The sequence below is a fragment of the Streptomyces sp. NPDC027185 genome, from assembly GCF_055567035.1.
Genome location: NZ_JBVHRF010000002.1, coordinates 965,968 through 981,463 on the forward strand (window position 1 = coordinate 965,968; position 15,496 = coordinate 981,463).

Consider the following 15,496-nt stretch of genomic DNA (forward strand, 5'->3'; position numbering starts at 1 on the left):
CCCGGGGCGCGCGGAGCACCCGGTGGGGGCCGTCCGGCCGGCGGCTCAGAGGTCGCCGGCCTGGTGCGTCCGCAGGCCGTACTTCTGGGCGATCGGGTTCCAGAGGCGGGCCGCCTGCTCCTTGGCCTTGGTGGCCGCGCCGCTGGCCGCGGTGCCCTGCGCGGTGTGGCCGGTGTTACGGGCGTGGCCCTTGTGGCAGCCCTTCTTCCCGGCGACCTGACCGGCCCACGCCGCGTAGTGGTTGTCGGCGGCGGCCGACGACTTCCACGCGGTGGTCAGGGCGGCGGTCAGCTCCGCATGCCGCGGGACCTTGTCGAGGGGCAGCCCCTGAAGGCGGCTGACCAGCTGGTTGCGCTGGTTGGCGGCGCCCTTGAGGTCCTTCGCCGCGCCCGGAAGGTTGTCGCAGCCGCGGATGTCCCGGACGGCGTTGATCACCGCGGAGCGGCTGCTGTTGCTGTCGGCGAGCAGCGCGTCCAGCTTCTTGGCCTGTTCCTCCGCCGGGTCGGCGGTCGGCGACGGCGGCGCGGCGTCCTCGGTGGCCGACCGGGCCGCCCCGGCGCTCGGCTGCTTCTTCTTCGCCTCGTCGTCCCCGCCGCTGAGCGCCCAGCCCAGCCCGATGCCGGCGCCCGCGAGCGCCACCACGACGATGCCGACCACGACGACCGGGCTCAGCCGCCGGCGCCCGGCGGGCGCGTCGTCGTACCCGGGGTGCGGCGCCTCGTGGCCGCCACCGGGCGGGAACCCGTGCCGGTCGCCCCCGGGGCCATACGGCGGCGGGGCCTGGTCGTCGAAGCGCGGCAGCTGGGCGGTGGCGTCGGGCGCCGGGGGCGGGGCGGCGGCCCCGGGAGCGGCGCGGAACAGGCCCTCGAACTCGGCCGGGGTGGGCCGCTCCGCGCCCCCGGGCCGCGCACCGAACGGCGCGCCACCGGGCTGCGGCTGCGGCGCGGGACCGCCGGCACCGACCGGCGCGCCACCGGGCTGCGGCTGCGGCGCGGGACCGCCGGCACCGACCGGCGGGAGGTACTGGGTCGCCTCGGAGTCCCCGGGGGCGGCGGGCGGCGCGGCCGCGCGGTTACGGGGCGGGCGGAGGCTGCGGAGCATCTGGGTGGACTCGCCGGGCGTCTCGGGGCGGCCGGAGGTCTCCGGCGGCAGCGGCGCGGCACCGGGCGCGGCACCGGCGCCGACCGGCGGCAGCAGGGCGGTGGCGTCCGCGTCGTCCGAGGCGGGCGGCAGCGGCGCGGCCTGCTGCGGGGTGGCCTTCACCAGCTGTCCGCCCAGGGTCTGCGGTGACGGGGCGGCGCCCTCGGGCGGCAGCGCGCCGGAGCCGAAGGGCGGGATCAGCGCCGTCTCCTCGGCGTCCGACGCGGCGGGCGGCTGCGGGCCCGGCGCCTGCTGCGGTGCGGTGGGCGGCATCGGCGGCATCGGCGGCTGCCCCTGCGGCGGGGGCGGGAACGCCGGGGCGGCCTGCTGGGGCTGCGGCTGAGCGTAGGGCTGGGGCTGCGCCTGCGGGACCGCGCCCTGGCCGTACCCCTGGGCCTGCGGGGGCTGCTGCGGGGGAAGCCCCTGACCGTACGTCGGGGACTGCCCTTGACCTGCGCCCTGGGGCTGACCCGGGTACGGCCCGGATATCCGGCCCTGGGACTGCGCGGGTGCCTGGCCCTGGGGCTGCGCGGGAGGCTGCTGCCCCTGGCCGTATGCCTGCGGGTTCTGCTGGTCGGGGCCCCAGGGCTGCCCCCAGGGCTGACCGGCCGGGGGTGCGGCCTGCTGGACGGGCGGCCATGCCTCACCGCCCGCGGGCAGCACCACGCCCTCTCGCGCCTGGCCGTCCGCGGAATTCTGCGGGTCGTGACCCTGTCCGCTCTGCGTCACCGGGACTCCTACCTCTGCAGACCTACGGAATCGTCGGCTCACGCTACCGGGTCGCCGACGCGTTCGACCACGTCCCCTGGTCACCACCGCCGCCCGCCCCGGAGGCGGCGACCGGCTCGGCGTCCCCGGGGGAACGCACCGCGTCCCCCGGGCCGGCCACACCGGCCATCCGGGCATTCCCCGCATTTCCCCGGCCCGTTGACGCCCCGTACGCGACGGGCCCGCGGGCCGCGCACCAGGCGCGGCACCACGGGCCCGCCCCGGGGCACCCGGTCTCCTCACACCGCGACGCGCAGCTCCAGCCGGGCGCCGAACTCCCGCACCACCGGCTCGTCCCGGTACGGCTCGACGCGCTGGCGGAAGTCGTCGAGGTACTCCACGCCCCGCTGCGAGCGGAGTTCACCGAGCAGTTCCGCGGCCTCGGTGGCGGTGTGGCAGCCCTGTTCGACCTCGCGTTGCTGCACCTGCGCACCGGCCAGCAGCACCATCCCGATGGCGCGGCGGCGGACCTTGGTGCGCGGCAGCCCCTGGAGCGCCAGGCGGGCCTGTTCCTCGGCGGCGGCGGCCTGGCCCAGGTCCCGGTGGCAGTGGGCGAGTTCGTCGGCCAGATAGGACCGGTCGAAGTGGCCGATCCAGTCCGGGTCGTCGCCCGTGTCGCCCGCCGCCTCGGCGCGTTCCATCGCGGTCAGCGCGCGGGCGGCGACCGACTGGAAGGCCCGGCCGTCCCCCATGAGCGCGTGGCCGCGCGCCTCCGCGGCGCAGAACATCGCCTCGGCGCGCGGGGTGACGCGGCCCCGCGCGCCCTCCTGCGCGGCCCGCGCGAGCTGGGCGATCTCGCGGGGGGTGCCCAGTTCGGCGGCGAGGTGGCTCATGCTCGCGGCGAGGACGTAGCCGCCGTACGCGCGGTCGTCGGCCGCCTGCGCGAGGCGGAGCGCCTGGATGTAGTACCGCTGCGCGAGACCGGGCTGCCCGGTGTCGACGGCCATGTAGCCGCCGAGTTCGGTCAGCCGCGCGACGGCGGCGAAGAGTTCCCGGCCGACGGACTCCCGGTAGGACCCGGCGAGCAGCCCGGAGACGACGCTGTTGAGGTAGTGCACGACGACCGGCCGGACATGGCCGCCGCCGAAGCGGTGGTCGAGGTCGCCGAGGGCCGTGGTCATGGCGCGTACCGCCTCGACGTCGGCGCGCCCCACCCGGGCGCCCGCGCTCCGCGCCACCTGGGGGTCCGCCCCGGTGATGAGCCAGTCGCGGCTGGGCTCGACCAGTGCGGAGGCGGCGACGGAGGAGCCGTTCAGGAAGTCGCGCCGCCCGACGTCGCTCCGCCACAACTCGCTGACCTGCTCGATCGCGCCGAGCACGGTCGGGGAGAACTGCAGCCCGACACCGGACGCGAGGTTCTTGCCGTCCGCCATGCCGATCTCGTCGATGGTGACCGTGCGGCCGAGCTTGCGCCCCAGGGACTCCGCGATGATCGCGGGGGCGCGGCCACGCGGCTGCTGACCGCGCAGCCACCGGGCCACCGAGGTCTTGTCGTAGCGCAGGTCGAGGCCGTGTTCGGCGCCGCACATGTTGACGCGGCGGGCCAGACCCGCGTTGGAGCAGGCGGCCTCCTGGATCAGCGCCTGGAGCCGCTCGTTGGGCTGACGAGCGACGAGTGGCCTTGCGGCCATGTTGGTACCCCCTGTTGCGGCAGTGCGTCCACCGGTGAACGCCGGTCGGTGCGATTGGTTGCGATTAATTCCCCGCGTATCGCCGGATATCCGGTGGGATTCCGGATATCCGCGGTACGAGTGGGCTGTGCCGTGCGGGCGGGGTGCGTCAGGTACGCGGGGCCCGGGTGACGGCGGTGTCCGCACGGGGCGCCGCGGCGCCGGTGCGTCCCGGTGCTCCCACGGCCCTTCGCCCCCACGGTCCGTATGCGGCGATCCTGCTTGCCCGGAAGGGCGGGTCGCTACCCCGCACCCGGCTCACCACCGCTACGCGCCCCCGCCGATGCCTCCATGCGCCCCACGTGCCGGTAGGTGCGCCCGGGACACGCGTTTCTCCCCTCCCTCTTTCCGGTCCCTCCGGGCGGTACGGGCCACATCGGGGCGGTTCGTACGGCAGGGGCCGCCCCGGTACGGCCCGCGCCGCGGCTTTCCGGGGCGGGCGGGGGCCGTTCGTCGCCGTGCGCGGGCGGGGCCCGGCCCGCTGTCAGTACCGGTCCGTATCGTGAACGGGGACGGGGGCCGCCCGGCCTCTGCGGGGACGTCGAAGGGCTGGACCGGTGGCGAACGGACCGGAGAAGAACGGAGAGCCGACCGAGCGTGGCGGCGGGGAGCCGGTGGCCGCGCCGCCGGGCAGCGGAACCGCCGAGGGCGTGCCCGCGGTGCGGATCCGGGGGCTGACCAAGCGGTTCGGGCAGCAGACCGCGGTGGCCGGTATCGATCTGACGCTGCCCGCGGGCCGCTTCATCGGACTGGTGGGGCCGAACGGCGCGGGCAAGACCACCACGCTGTCCATGGTCACCGGCCTGCTGCGGCCGGACTCCGGCGAGGTCCTCATCGGCGGGCACGACGTGTGGCGCGACCCGGTGGCCGTCAAGTCGCGGATCGGGGTGCTGCCCGAGGGCCTGCGGCTCTTCGAACGCCTGTCGGGCCGGGAACTCCTGGGGTACATGGGCCGGTTGCGCGGCCTGCCCGGCGCCGAGACCGACAAGCGCGCCGATCAGCTGCTGGACGTCCTCGGACTGTCCGGCGCCCAGCACAAGCTGGTCGTCGACTACTCCACCGGTATGCGCAAGAAGATCGGGCTGGCCGCCGCGCTGCTGCACAACCCCGAGATTCTCTTCCTGGACGAGCCGTTCGAGGGCGTCGACCCGGTGTCGGCGCAGACCATCCGCGGCGTCCTGGAGCGGTACACCTCCTCCGGGGCGACGGTGATCTTCTCCAGCCACGTCATGGAGCTGGTCGAATCGCTCTGCGACTGGGTCGCGGTGATCGCCGCCGGGCGTATCCGGGCGGACGGGCCCCTCGACCGGGTGCGGGGGGACGCGCCGTCGCTCCAGGAGGCGTTCCTGGAGCTGGTCGGCGCCGGGAGCCGCACCCGCGCCGGGCAGCACCTCGACTGGCTGGGGGGCGGCGCCCGATGAGTGCCCCCTTCGCGCCGGGCGCCCCGCGGCCGGCGTCCCCGACCGCGCTGACACCGCTGTTCGTCCGCCTGAAGCTCGCGCTGCTCCGCAACGGACTGCGTCGCTCCCCGGGGCGCGCCGCCGCCTACGTCGCGTCGGTCCTCGCGGGCGTGGTGTTCGCCGGGCTGGCGGCCACCGGGCTGGTCCTGCTGCGCGGTGTGGCGCACGTCGACGCGCTGGTGGTGCTGCTCATCGGGCTCCTCACGCTGGGCTGGGCGGTCATGCCGCTGTTCTTCCCGTCCGGTGACGAGACGCTGGACCCCACGCGCCTGGTGATGCTGCCGCTGCGGCCCCGCCCGCTGGTCGTGGCGCTGCTGACGGCGTCCCTGGTGGGCGTCGGGCCGCTCGTCACCCTCGTCCTGGCCACCGGTGCGGCCGTCGCGGTCGCCGACGGTCCGGCCGCCACCGCCGTCGCGGTGTGTGCGGTGCCCCTGGTGATGCTGGTCTGCGTGGCGCTGGCGCGGGTCGTCGCCACCGCGTCCGTACGGCTGCTGACGAGCCGCCGGGGCCGGGATCTGGCGGTGCTGGGCGGGCTGTTCGCCGCGCTCGGCGCGCAGTTGGTCAATCTCGTCGCGCAGAAGCTGGGCCGCCCGGACGGGCTGGCCGTCCTGGAGCCGGTCGGTGAGGTGCTGCGCCGGGTGCCGCCGGCGTCGGCGATGAGCGCCGTGGCCGACGCGGGCCGGGGCGCGTGGGCCACGGCCGCCGCCGGGCTGGCGCTGACGGCGCTGGCGTTGGTGCTGCTGCTGTGGTGGTGGCAGCGGATGCTGACGACCCTGATGACCTCGCCCGACGGGTCGACGATCCAGCCGGCGGAGAAGGACGGCAAGCGCGCGAGGAGCAGTTCCCGGGGGACGCCCCGGCTGCTGCCGGACGGCCGGACGGGCGCGGTCGTGCTGCGGACCCTGCGCTACGCCTGGCGCGACCCGAAGACGAAGATGGGCTGGGCCACGTCGATGGGCGTGGGCCTGCTGATCCCGGTCGTCTACGCGGCGCAGGGCAACGGCACGGTCTACACGGCGTTCGTGGCGCCCGCGCTGCTCGGCACGCAGATGTACAACCAGTTCGGCCAGGACACCTCGGCGTTCTGGATGGTCGCCTCGACCCTCGCCACGCCCCGGGACGCCTACCGCGAACTGCGGGCCCGCGCCCTGGCGCTGTGCCTGGTGGCGGTCCCGTACGTCACGCTGGTGGCGGTCGGCACCGTCGCGTTCCTCGACGCCTGGCCGTCGCTGGTGGAGATCTACGGGCTGTCGCTGGCGCTGCTCGGCACGCTGGTGGCGACGGGCGCGCTGACCTCGACGCTCTTCCCCTACTCCGTCCCGTCCGACGGCAACAAGAACATCGCGCCGGGCCAGACGTCCATCGCCTGGTTCAGCCTCTTCGGCGGTCTGCTGGCGGGCACGGTGCTGAGCGCGCCGCTGGTCGCCCTGACCATCTGGCTGCACCTCGCCGGCCACCACGCCCTGCTGTGGATACTCCTGCCCGCCGGGATCGTCTACGGCACGGCGATGGCCCAGGTGGGCCTGCGGATCGCGGCGCCCCTGGTGGTGCGCCGGGTGCCGGAGATCCTGTCGGCGGTGCGGCAGGGCTGAGGCGGGGCGCGGCGGCCTGCGACGGGACGGCCGTGGCCCGGCCGGTGGCCGTTCCCGGCCCGCGGCCCGGCCGTCCCCGTGAGCGGCCCGTGGGGTGACCGCGGGGTCCGGCGGCGGCTCGCTGCCGGGCCCGCCTCTCCCGGCCGGCCGGGAGGTCCCGGCTGCCGCGCCCGCCCGGCGCCGCGGCCGGCACACCGCCGCTGACGTGCCGGAATCTCTGAATCCCGGACGTTGTCCACAGGCCCGCACGGCATCCGCGTGCGGGAGGTAGCGTCAGGGCGTCATGCGGAACGAGGGGGTGGGGGCGGTGCGTCGAGGCGCGCTGATGCTGGTCACGGGTTGGTTGGCGGTACTGCTGAGCGGTGTCCCCGCGGTGGCGCAGCCCGCGTCCCCCGGGCACGCGGCCCACCGGCCCGCGGCGGAGCACACCACCGCGGCGGGCCCGGACGGCTCCCCCGCGGTCACGGCTCCCGGCTCCGGCGCGGACACCCCGCGCAGCAGGACGGCGTACCTCGCCGGGCAACTGCGCCGCGATCCCGTGTACATCAGCGACCAACTGCCGCGTGACGTCCCCCGCTCCAGCGCCCCCCTCTTCGCCGCGCAGGCCGCGCGGCTCGGGGTGCCCGTATACGTCATGGTCCTGCCCGACACCGCGCTGGGCGCCGACGACGCCGGATTCCTCGCCGGTGTCCACGACCGGCTCGGCCGCGACGGTCTGTACGTCGTCCTGAGCGGCCCGGGGATGCCGGAGGTCCAGGCGTACGGCACGGAGGTGCGCGGCGCCCGGGACGCGGCCCGCGCCACGCTCTACGAGATGCCGTACGACGCGACGCCCCTGGAGCTGTTCCGGCACTTCGTCGATGTCCTCCGCTCGGGGCGGGCCCATGAGCGGGCGGAGGCGGGCAGCGCCGCGGCCAAGGGCGGCGCCGAGGTGCCGAAGCTCCACCCCGACCGCACCGACCAGGAGAACCAGAGCTTCGTCGCGGGCATCGCGGTCGCCGGGCTCCCCCTCTCCGTCCTGCTGGTGGGCCTCTACGTACGCCGCCGGCGCCGGCTGCACCGGGCCCGCGGCGGCGCACCGGTGCCCGGCCCGCGCGATGCCCGGGGCGGCGTGGCGCCCTCGCTCCGGAAGTCCGGTGCCGCGGCGGGCGAGGTCAAGGGCGACGGCGGCGGTGCGGCGAGCCCGGCGCGGAAGGGCGGCGCCGCACCGGGGCGCTCCGTCCGGCCGCGGCGGCCGGCCCGGGGCGTGGTGGTGCTGCCGGCCGGCGCGGTGCTCCTGGCGGGCGGGCTCGCCGTCACCGCCGCGCGGCTCTTCGACAGCTCCGACGTCGGCGCCCTGCCGACCGCGGCCGATCTGAACTCCCGTATCGAGCGGGTCACCGCCGGTCTGCGCCACGACCCCCTGTACACCGACCCGGAGAGCGAACCGGTCCTGACCGCGGCCGAGCGCGCCCGGCTGCGCGCGCGGCTCACCGCGCTCGACGTCCCGGTGCTGATCGCGGCGGTCCCCAGCGTGACCGACGACGAATCGGGCGGCGACGGCGACGTGTTCGTCCGGTCGCTCCACCAACGCCTGCACCGCGACGCGCTGTTCGTCCTCGCCGATCCGTTGTCGGACCGCCTCTCCGTCATCAACTACGGCGCTCCCGTGGACGCGTACGCCCTGGAGAGCCGGCATTCCACCTTCCCCGAGGAGGACGAACACCGCACGCTGGGCGACCGGCTCGACGCGCTGCTCCGCGATGTCGCCCGCGCTCCGAAGGTGGCGGCGGGCGGCCGGCCGTACGATCCCGGGCCCGCCGCCGACCCGGCCGCGGAGCGGGGGCTGTCCAGCGTGTTCGCGGGGGATTTCGCGCCGGGGCTGATGATCGGCGCGTTCCTCGCGACGCTGCTGCTCGGGCTGGTGGCGTCGGTCGGCGCGGTGCGGCGGAACCGGAGGTCCGGTGGCCCGCCCCCCGGTGGTGTCCCGGCCACGTTCGAGGCGCCCAACGCTCCGTCCCTGGCGTGGCTGCGGCGCACCGCCCGGCAGGAGGCCGACGCCCTCACCGCCACGTTGGACGCCCACAGCGCCCTGCCGGCGGGGACACACCGGCTGGCCTGGGAGTGTCTGGACGCCGCCGCCCTGCTCATCGACGGTGACGGTGACGGCCGGGTCGACGCGGACGCCACCCCGGCGTCCCTGGCGTGCGCCGTCGCGCTGGCCCGCGCCGGGCGGGCGGCCGCCGAGAGGTCCGCGGCGCCGGAGTGGCTGTGCCACCGCAACCCGCTGCACGGCCCGGCGCCCGCCACCCGCCGGATGGCCCCGGCAGGCGGTGGCCGCGCCCGGTCGCTGCCGGTCTGCGAACGGTGCCGGGCCACCCCGGCGCCGGTGCTGCGGCTGGGCCCGGCGACGGACACCGGCCGCGCGGACCGTGTGCCGTACCCCGATCTTCCCGGGCCGCTGGCCGCACTCGCCGACGGCGCCCGGATCGGCCAACTCACCCGCGACGTACGGGAGTACTTCGGTGTTCACTGACCTTCGCCACCGCCGTCCGCGCCGGGCCGGGGCCCGCCGCCGGATGTCCGCCGTGCCCGGTGCCGCCGTCGCGGCGCTGGCGGCGCTGACCCTGGTCTGGTGCACGGCGACGCCGGGAGCCGCCGCCGGGAGCCCCGGGCAGAAGATCGCCGATGCGCTGCGCCGCTCCCCCGTGTACGTCGATCCGTCGCTGGACTCGGCGGTCGGCGCGGCCGAGCGGCAGCGGCTGGCGGAGCGGATCCGCGGGACGCGGCTGCCGATCCGGGTGGTGCTGGTGCCGTTGGTCGAGGGGGACAGCTGGGGCGGCGATCCCGCGCAGCTCGCCGAGGTGGTCCACGACCGGATGGGCGGCGAACCGTCGATCATCATCACGCTCGGCGACTTCCCCGAGGACATCGCCGCCCGCGAGTGGCCGGCCCGTGCGCACCAGGCGCAGCAGGCCGCGGCGGCCGTCTTCCACCAGAGCGACATGGAGGGTGCCGGGACGGCCCGCCGTGTCGAGCGGGCCATCGACATCATCGCGGCGGGCGACGGCGAGAAGGAGTACGAGAAGGCCACCGCCGATCTCCACGCCCCCGCCCCGTCCGCGTCCTCCGGCTCTCCGGGCGCCTCGGGGGCGGCCGGGGCACCGGCGTCCTCCGGGTCGCCGGTGGTCCGGATGCTCACGCTGGTGGCCGGGCCGTTGCTGGTGCTCGGCGCGGTGGGGCTGCTGTGGCGGCGGCGTGCCCGGGTGCGGGATCTGGCCACACCGTTCGCGTTGCCGCGTTCCGTCTTCGCGGCGGCCCGGCGGGCGGACGAGGCGGAGCTGCGCGAGCGGGCGGCGCGGGAAGTGGTGCGGCTGGGCGAGGAGGCCCGTGCCGCGCAGGGCGATCCGCAGGCCGTCGGGCGGGCCCTCGACGCGTACTCCGCGGCCGGTTCGGTGCTGGACCGCGCGCGGGGCGTGCCGGATCTGGCGGGGGTGTTCGCGCTGATAGCCGAGGGGCGCGCGGCGCTCGGCCCCGAGGACGCCCCGCTGCCCCTGTGTTTCTTCCACCCGCTGCACGGGCCCGCCGCCCGGGTCCTGCCGTGGCGTCCGCTCGGCCGCCGCGAGGAGCTGCGGGTGGCGGCCTGCGAGTCCTGTGTCCGCGCGATACGGGCCCGCCGCGGCCCCGAGGTGCTCACCGACCGGGAGAACGACCGCCCGGTCCCGTACTTCGAGGTGGACACCGCCCGCAGCCTCTGGGCCGCCACCGGCTACGGCTCCCTGCTCTCCGGGGAGCCCGACGACTCCCTCGCCGTACGCGTCCAACGCGGGGACTTCACCCGCACGTTGGAGGCTTCGTAGGGCAAGAGGACCGGTGGGGCACCCGGCCGGGTGGTCCCGTCGGCCCGCCGGGCGGCCGACCGGCCGGACAGGTCGCCCGGCGGGCCGGGCCGGCCCGTCAGCCCCGGTGCGGCGCGACGGTGGCGTACTCCCAGAACCGGTCGGCGGAGTCCGGGTCGAGGGCGTGGGCGGCCACGCCGCCGGGGCGGTCCTCGCCGCCCTCGACGGCGCGGGCCTCCTGCCTGTCCGATACGTCGCCCTCAAGCGGGTCCTCGGCCTGTCTCCGGGCGAATACCGCAGACGGGAGGCGGCGTGACACCGTGCCGCACGCCCGCCGCACCCGCCGCGTCCACCGCGCCCGCAGGAGGCCGCCCGCCGTACCGAGCGCGGTCGGCCGCCCCGGGCCGGGCCTCGGCCATCGCGACCCGAGGAGGACAGCGCACCGCGGAACCGCGGCTCAGGTGGCTTCCTCAGACCGCCGGCAACGCGTAGATCTCATCGCCGTGAGTGGCCAGCAACCGGCGGCCGGACGCGGTGACGTGCCACTGGTCGAGACTGCCGGTGTTGTCGTTGTAGTGCCAGCGGACCTTGCCGGTCGCGGGGTCGAGGGCGAAGATGCCGCCGGCGTCGTCGTACGACGCGCCGTAGAGCGTGCCCCGGACGGACAGGAACTCCGTCGGCGCCCGGCGCGCGCCGGTGTCCTCGCAGAGCCAGAGCCTGCGGCCGCGCACCGGGTCCACCGCCCAGACGCCACCGCTGTGATCGGCGGCGTACACCACTCCGTCCACGACCGTCGGCTGGTAGAAGCTGAGCCGCCCGGCGGAGGAGAGCGACCAGTCCTGCTCGCCGGTCTCCAGGTGGACGGCGCGCAGCCGCGAGCCGCCGAGGAAGATCCGCCGGGCGTGCACGGCGGGCCGCCAGGCGATGTCGTCGCCCAGTTTGCGGCTCCACAGCTGACGGCCGTCGGTGGCGTCGCGGACGGTGACGTTGCTCCGGCCGTCGGTGTAGACGAGACGGTTGCCGGAGACGGTGCCTTCCAGGTCGAAGTCAGTCGTCCCCCTGTCGCGCGGTTCGCTCCAGTCCTGCTTGCCCGTACGGAGGTTGATGGCCGCGACGGCGGTCGGGTGCTCGGTGGTGTCCTCGCTGCGTACCGACGCGACGACGTGGAGCCGCTGCCCGTCGGCCGCGAGGATGCGCTGGACGGTGAGGTCACCGCCGAGGCGGCTGCGCCACACCTCCTTGCCGGTGCCCGGGTCGAGAGCGATGACGTCGCCGTTGTACTCGGTGCTGACGAGGAAGAGTTTGCGGTCGGCCAGGATCAGCGGGGCACCGGCGGCGGCGACGCCCTTCCGGCTCCAGACGGTGGCCCCGGTGCTCGCCCGGCGGGCGACCAGCGGATCCCCGCTGATCAGCAGCAACCCGTCGTGGACGGCGAGCGGCTGATCGCTGTTGAGGCTGTCGGTCTCGGCGGTGCGGTGCCACAGGACGGCGGGCGCGGTACCGGGCGGCGGGGTGGTGAAATCGTCGGCCTCCGGGGTCGCGCCCCCGCTCCCGCCGTCCTCGGCGCCCGCACCGCCCGGCGCACCGCTGAACGCCCAGACCCCGGCACCACCGAGCGCCGCCACCCCCGCCGCGGCCCCGGCGGCGAGTTGGAGGAACCGCCGCCGGGACGGCGCGGGGGCGTCACCGGGTGCGCGTGGGTCCGTCGTCCCCCCGGGTACGGTCGGCGCGCCCGCCCCGAGGCCGGCGGGCGGGTACGCCCCGGGCCCGTCCGGCACGTACGTCGGTACACCCGGCGCGGCGACGGGTACGGGGGCACCGCCACCGGGCACACCGGCGGCGGTGCCGGGCGCTCCGGGGTGACCGCCGCCAGGCGTACCGGGGTGGCGGTCACCGGGCCCGGCGTCCTTGTCCGCACCGAGCAGATACGTCGGCGCCGTCCCGAACTCGTGTGACGCGCCCGGCCGTTGGGGCACGCCCGTCCCCGGCCCGGCCGGGCCGTGAGCAGGCGCCGGGGCGCCGGGGCCGGCGGGGTCCGGGTCGGCGGGGGTCTCCAGGTCGAGGAGGCGGGAGGCGTGGGTGGCGATGGTCGACGCGACGGCGCCGGGCAGCCAGTTGGTGAAAGCCGCGCCGGTGCCCTCGGGGGCGAGCGTCCGCAACACCTCGGCGGGGGCGGGCCGCTGTTCCGGATCGCGGTGCAGACAGGCGGCGACGAGCCCCAGCAGCGCCGCGGGCACCCCGCCGAGATCCGGTTCACCGTGTACGACCTGGTAGAGCACCGCGGCGGGCGTGCCCTCGGCGTACGCGCCGTGCCCGGTGGCGGCATGGGTGAGCACCGCGCCGAGGGCGAAGACATCACCGGCCGTACCGACGCGCTGCCCCAGAACCTGCTCGGGCGGGATGTAGCCGGGCGAGCCGACGACCACGCCCGTCTGGGTCATCCGGTTCCCGTCGACGGCGCGCGCGATACCGAAGTCGATGACGCGGGGGCCGTCGGCGGCGAGCAGTACGTTGGACGGTTTCAGGTCACGGTGGACCAGTCCGACGGAGTGGATCTCGGTCAGCGCGGCGGCCAGCCCCGCACCGAGGGCCCGGACGCTGTGGTCGGGCAGCGGCCCGTGCGCCTCGACGACCTCGGTCAGCGACGGCCCGAGGACGAAGGCGGTGGCGAGCCACGGCAACACCGCCTCGGTATCGGCGTCGACGACCGGCGCGGTGTACCGCCCGGACACGGCGCGGGCTATCTCCACCTCCTGCCGGAACCGCCCCCGGAACCCGGTGTCCTGCGCCAGATCCGGCCGCACCACCTTCACCGCGACGGTGCGCCCCCCGGCGGACCGCGCGAGGTAGACCCGCCCCATCCCGCCCGCCCCGATCCGGCCCAACAGTCGGTACGGCCCGAGGTGTCGCGGGTCGTCCGGGAGCAAGGAGTCCATCGTCGGGCCTTCCACGTCTGTCGAGAAACCGGTCGGAGCTACGGGAATGCCTCACGCGGGCGCCGCACCCGCGGGGTTGCCCACGCGGACGGACGGCCGACGCGGCACGGCAGTGATCGTAGCGTTGGCCGAAACTCAGCACCGGCCCGTCCCGACGAGGCCCCGCCCCGACGAGCCCCGGCTCCGGCGGGCCCTCGCCCCGGCGGACGGCGGGCCCCACCGCTCATGCCCCGAACACCCGGCTCCCGCGCGGCAGCACCCGGACCGAGGGCCCCGGGTCCCGGGCAGGCAGGGCTCGTACCGGCGGCCGGCGAACCGCCCCGTTCGACGCCCCCTCAGCAGCCGGTGGAGCCACCGCAGGGCAGACCCGGCGTGCCTGGCAGTCGCACACCGCCGCCCGTCCCGGCTCCTACAGGCCCGGCCGCCACAGGCGGAGGTCCGTCCAGCCCACCCGGCAGCGGCCCACGGAGACGCGGCCCCGTGGCCCACCCGGCGCCCTCACTCCGGTGTCGCCGCCCGCAGGAAAGGCTCAACGGCGCGCTGCCAGGCGTCGGGATGTTCCCAGGGCAGCAGGTGCCCCGCGTCGGGTATTTCGGCGTAGCTGCCGCCGGGCAGGACGCGGACCATCTCCTGGGCCTCGGCGCGGCCCAGTTCACCGTCCTGGCCCCGGACGACGAGGGCGGGGCAGCGGACCTCGGCCAGCTCCTCCCAGTGGGCGTCGGTCACCCAGGTCTCGCGGGCGGTGAGCATCTGGCGGCGGGAGAAGACCGGGCGCCAGCCGTCGGCGCCCTCGGCCATCACCTCGGCGAAGTACGCGCCGCGCGCCGGGCGGGGGCGCTCCAGCGACGGATCGTCCTCGCCGAACCACCGGCGGACGTCCGCGAGGGTGGCGAAGGGCAGCGGCCAGGTGGCGAACCACTCGGCCCATTCGCGCTGCGAGGCGGCGCCCAACGCGGACGCCCGCATGTCGCAGATGACCAGCGCACCGACCAGATCCGGCCGACGGGCGGCGACCTGCCAGGCGGTCAGCGCGCCCATGGCGTGGCCGACGAGGGTCACGGGGGCGAGGCCGAGCTGTTCGACGGCGGCTATCGCGTCCTCGACGAAGGCGGCGCGGTCGAAGGGGGCGTCGGCGGGCTTCTCGCTGCGGCCGTGACCGCGCTGGTCGAGGGCGACGGCGCGGTACCGCGCGCCGAGCCAGCGGGCGGTGTCGGCCCAGTGGGACGCGCGCCCCATCAGGCCGTGGAGCAGCAGGACGCCGGGGCGCCGCTCGCCCCCCTCCGGTCCGCCGTCGCCCTTGGGCGGATCGGTGAACTCCCAGGCCGCGAGCCGGACCCCGCCGGCTCCCGTCACCTCGATGCGCCGCACCATGTGCCCCGACACCCCCACTCGTCCTGTGACCCGCTCCAGACTATCGAATGCCTATTCGAATACGGCGGTCTCGTGCGGAAGTCCCCTCGTTCGGGTGACGACGGGCAGGGATAGTCGGGGAGCCGCCCGGGGAGACAGCTACAGGGGGACGGACCTCGCCGGACGAGGGGTCCGTGATGCGGGACCTTGAGAGCTCGGGGCTCCAGGTCCTGACGGGGGAGCTGGGGGTGGCGGGGCCTCGGATGTTCGCAGCGCCGGGGCCCCGAGAGCCCGCGCATCCTCCGCCGCACCGCCGGGCCCCAGGTGTCGCGGGCTCCGTATCGCACCGCGCGCCGTCGCGTCCCGCGGGTTCTGCGCGCCGCTGTCCGCCGTGTTCGGTCCGGTTCCGCCGCCCCCACCAGCGCCCCCTCCCCGGAAGCCGTCAGACCGCGGCTCCCCCGTACCGTTCCGCGTCCGGGCCGCCGCAGCCCGGACCGGTCCCGTCCGCGGGCCGTCCGGCACCACGGCGGGCATCCATGTGGGCGCCAAGGGTGACACGTCCTCGGCCGTTCCGCACCGGTTCGCGCAATTCCTCATCCCGCCAGGAAGCCGCCACCACCCCCACCGCCCCGCCTCTGCGCAGATCAGAACGGCCGACGGGGAGAAATCGGTGGATAGAAGCCCACCACCGTGACACCGGAGCCCCCCGCCCCCGAGCCGTGAAGCGGCTCAGCGACGACGCCCGTGCCCCACTCTCCCGGG

9 protein-coding genes are annotated in these 15,496 nt (G+C 76.5%); 4 read left to right on the forward strand and 5 right to left on the reverse strand.

The genetic code is table 11. The annotated features are described in order from the left end of the window. Positions 1–45: 45 nt before the first annotated feature. Positions 46–1,869 (reverse strand): hypothetical protein, encoded by a 1,824-nt coding sequence (locus ACZ4M8_RS09400; RefSeq protein WP_467604846.1) that lies wholly within the window; start codon positions 1,867–1,869, stop codon positions 46–48. Positions 1,870–2,147: 278 nt separating this feature from the next. Continuing rightward, the gene (locus ACZ4M8_RS09405; protein WP_467604847.1) at positions 2,148–3,539 is read right to left on the reverse strand and encodes a transcriptional regulator; all 1,392 of its coding nucleotides are present in this window, start codon (positions 3,537–3,539) and stop codon (positions 2,148–2,150) included. 653 nt (positions 3,540–4,192) lie between these two features. On the opposite strand from ACZ4M8_RS09405, the gene ACZ4M8_RS09410 reads away from it, so the two are divergent. The 4 genes from ACZ4M8_RS09410 to ACZ4M8_RS09425 all read left to right on the forward strand — a co-directional run bounded on the left by ACZ4M8_RS09410 (position 4,193) and on the right by ACZ4M8_RS09425 (position 10,469). Next, a complete protein-coding gene (locus ACZ4M8_RS09410; RefSeq protein WP_467605345.1) occupies positions 4,193–4,999 on the forward strand; it encodes an ABC transporter ATP-binding protein in 807 nt (268 codons plus the stop codon). Then, positions 4,996–6,630, forward strand: coding sequence for a transporter (locus ACZ4M8_RS09415; RefSeq protein WP_467604849.1), 1,635 nt, complete (start codon positions 4,996–4,998; stop codon positions 6,628–6,630). Before ACZ4M8_RS09410 ends, ACZ4M8_RS09415 begins: the two co-directional genes overlap by 4 nt. A gap of 325 nt (positions 6,631–6,955) precedes the next feature. Then, entirely contained in the window at positions 6,956–9,145 is a 2,190-nt protein-coding gene (locus ACZ4M8_RS09420) for a hypothetical protein (protein ID WP_467604850.1), read from the forward strand. After that, positions 9,135–10,469 carry a hypothetical protein gene (locus ACZ4M8_RS09425; protein ID WP_467604853.1) on the forward strand — a complete coding sequence of 445 codons (1,335 nt, stop codon included), beginning with the start codon at positions 9,135–9,137 and terminating at the stop codon, positions 10,467–10,469. The genes ACZ4M8_RS09420 and ACZ4M8_RS09425 overlap by 11 nt, the downstream gene beginning before the upstream one ends. Positions 10,470–10,566: 97 nt before the next feature. Here the strand turns inward: ACZ4M8_RS09425 and ACZ4M8_RS09430 are convergent, their stop codons facing one another. The 3 genes from ACZ4M8_RS09430 to ACZ4M8_RS09440 form a co-directional block, all read right to left on the reverse strand. Continuing rightward, positions 10,567–10,767: a hypothetical protein gene (locus ACZ4M8_RS09430; protein WP_467604856.1), complete on the reverse strand. Its 201-nt coding sequence runs from the start codon at positions 10,765–10,767 to the stop codon at positions 10,567–10,569. A gap of 151 nt (positions 10,768–10,918) precedes the next feature. Then, positions 10,919–13,384 (reverse strand): serine/threonine-protein kinase, encoded by a 2,466-nt coding sequence (locus tag ACZ4M8_RS09435; protein ID WP_467604858.1) that lies wholly within the window; start codon positions 13,382–13,384, stop codon positions 10,919–10,921. A 498-nt stretch (positions 13,385–13,882) separates the two neighbouring features. Next, positions 13,883–14,755 (reverse strand): alpha/beta fold hydrolase, encoded by an 873-nt coding sequence (locus ACZ4M8_RS09440; RefSeq protein WP_467605348.1) that lies wholly within the window; start codon positions 14,753–14,755, stop codon positions 13,883–13,885. Positions 14,756–15,496: the final 741 nt, after the last annotated feature.

What these genes read in the sequence shown, in the direction of transcription:
- ACZ4M8_RS09405 (WP_467604847.1), bottom strand. Translation starts at nt 3,539, where the DNA reads ATGGCCGCAAGGCCACTCGTCGCTCGTCAGCCCAACGAGCGGCTCCAG.
- ACZ4M8_RS09415 (WP_467604849.1), top strand. Translation starts at nt 4,996, where the DNA reads ATGAGTGCCCCCTTCGCGCCGGGCGCCCCGCGGCCGGCGTCCCCGACC.
- ACZ4M8_RS09420 (WP_467604850.1), top strand. Translation starts at nt 6,956, where the DNA reads ATGCTGGTCACGGGTTGGTTGGCGGTACTGCTGAGCGGTGTCCCCGCG.
- ACZ4M8_RS09435 (WP_467604858.1), bottom strand. Translation starts at nt 13,384, where the DNA reads ATGGACTCCTTGCTCCCGGACGACCCGCGACACCTCGGGCCGTACCGA.
- ACZ4M8_RS09440 (WP_467605348.1), bottom strand. Translation starts at nt 14,755, where the DNA reads ATGGTGCGGCGCATCGAGGTGACGGGAGCCGGCGGGGTCCGGCTCGCG.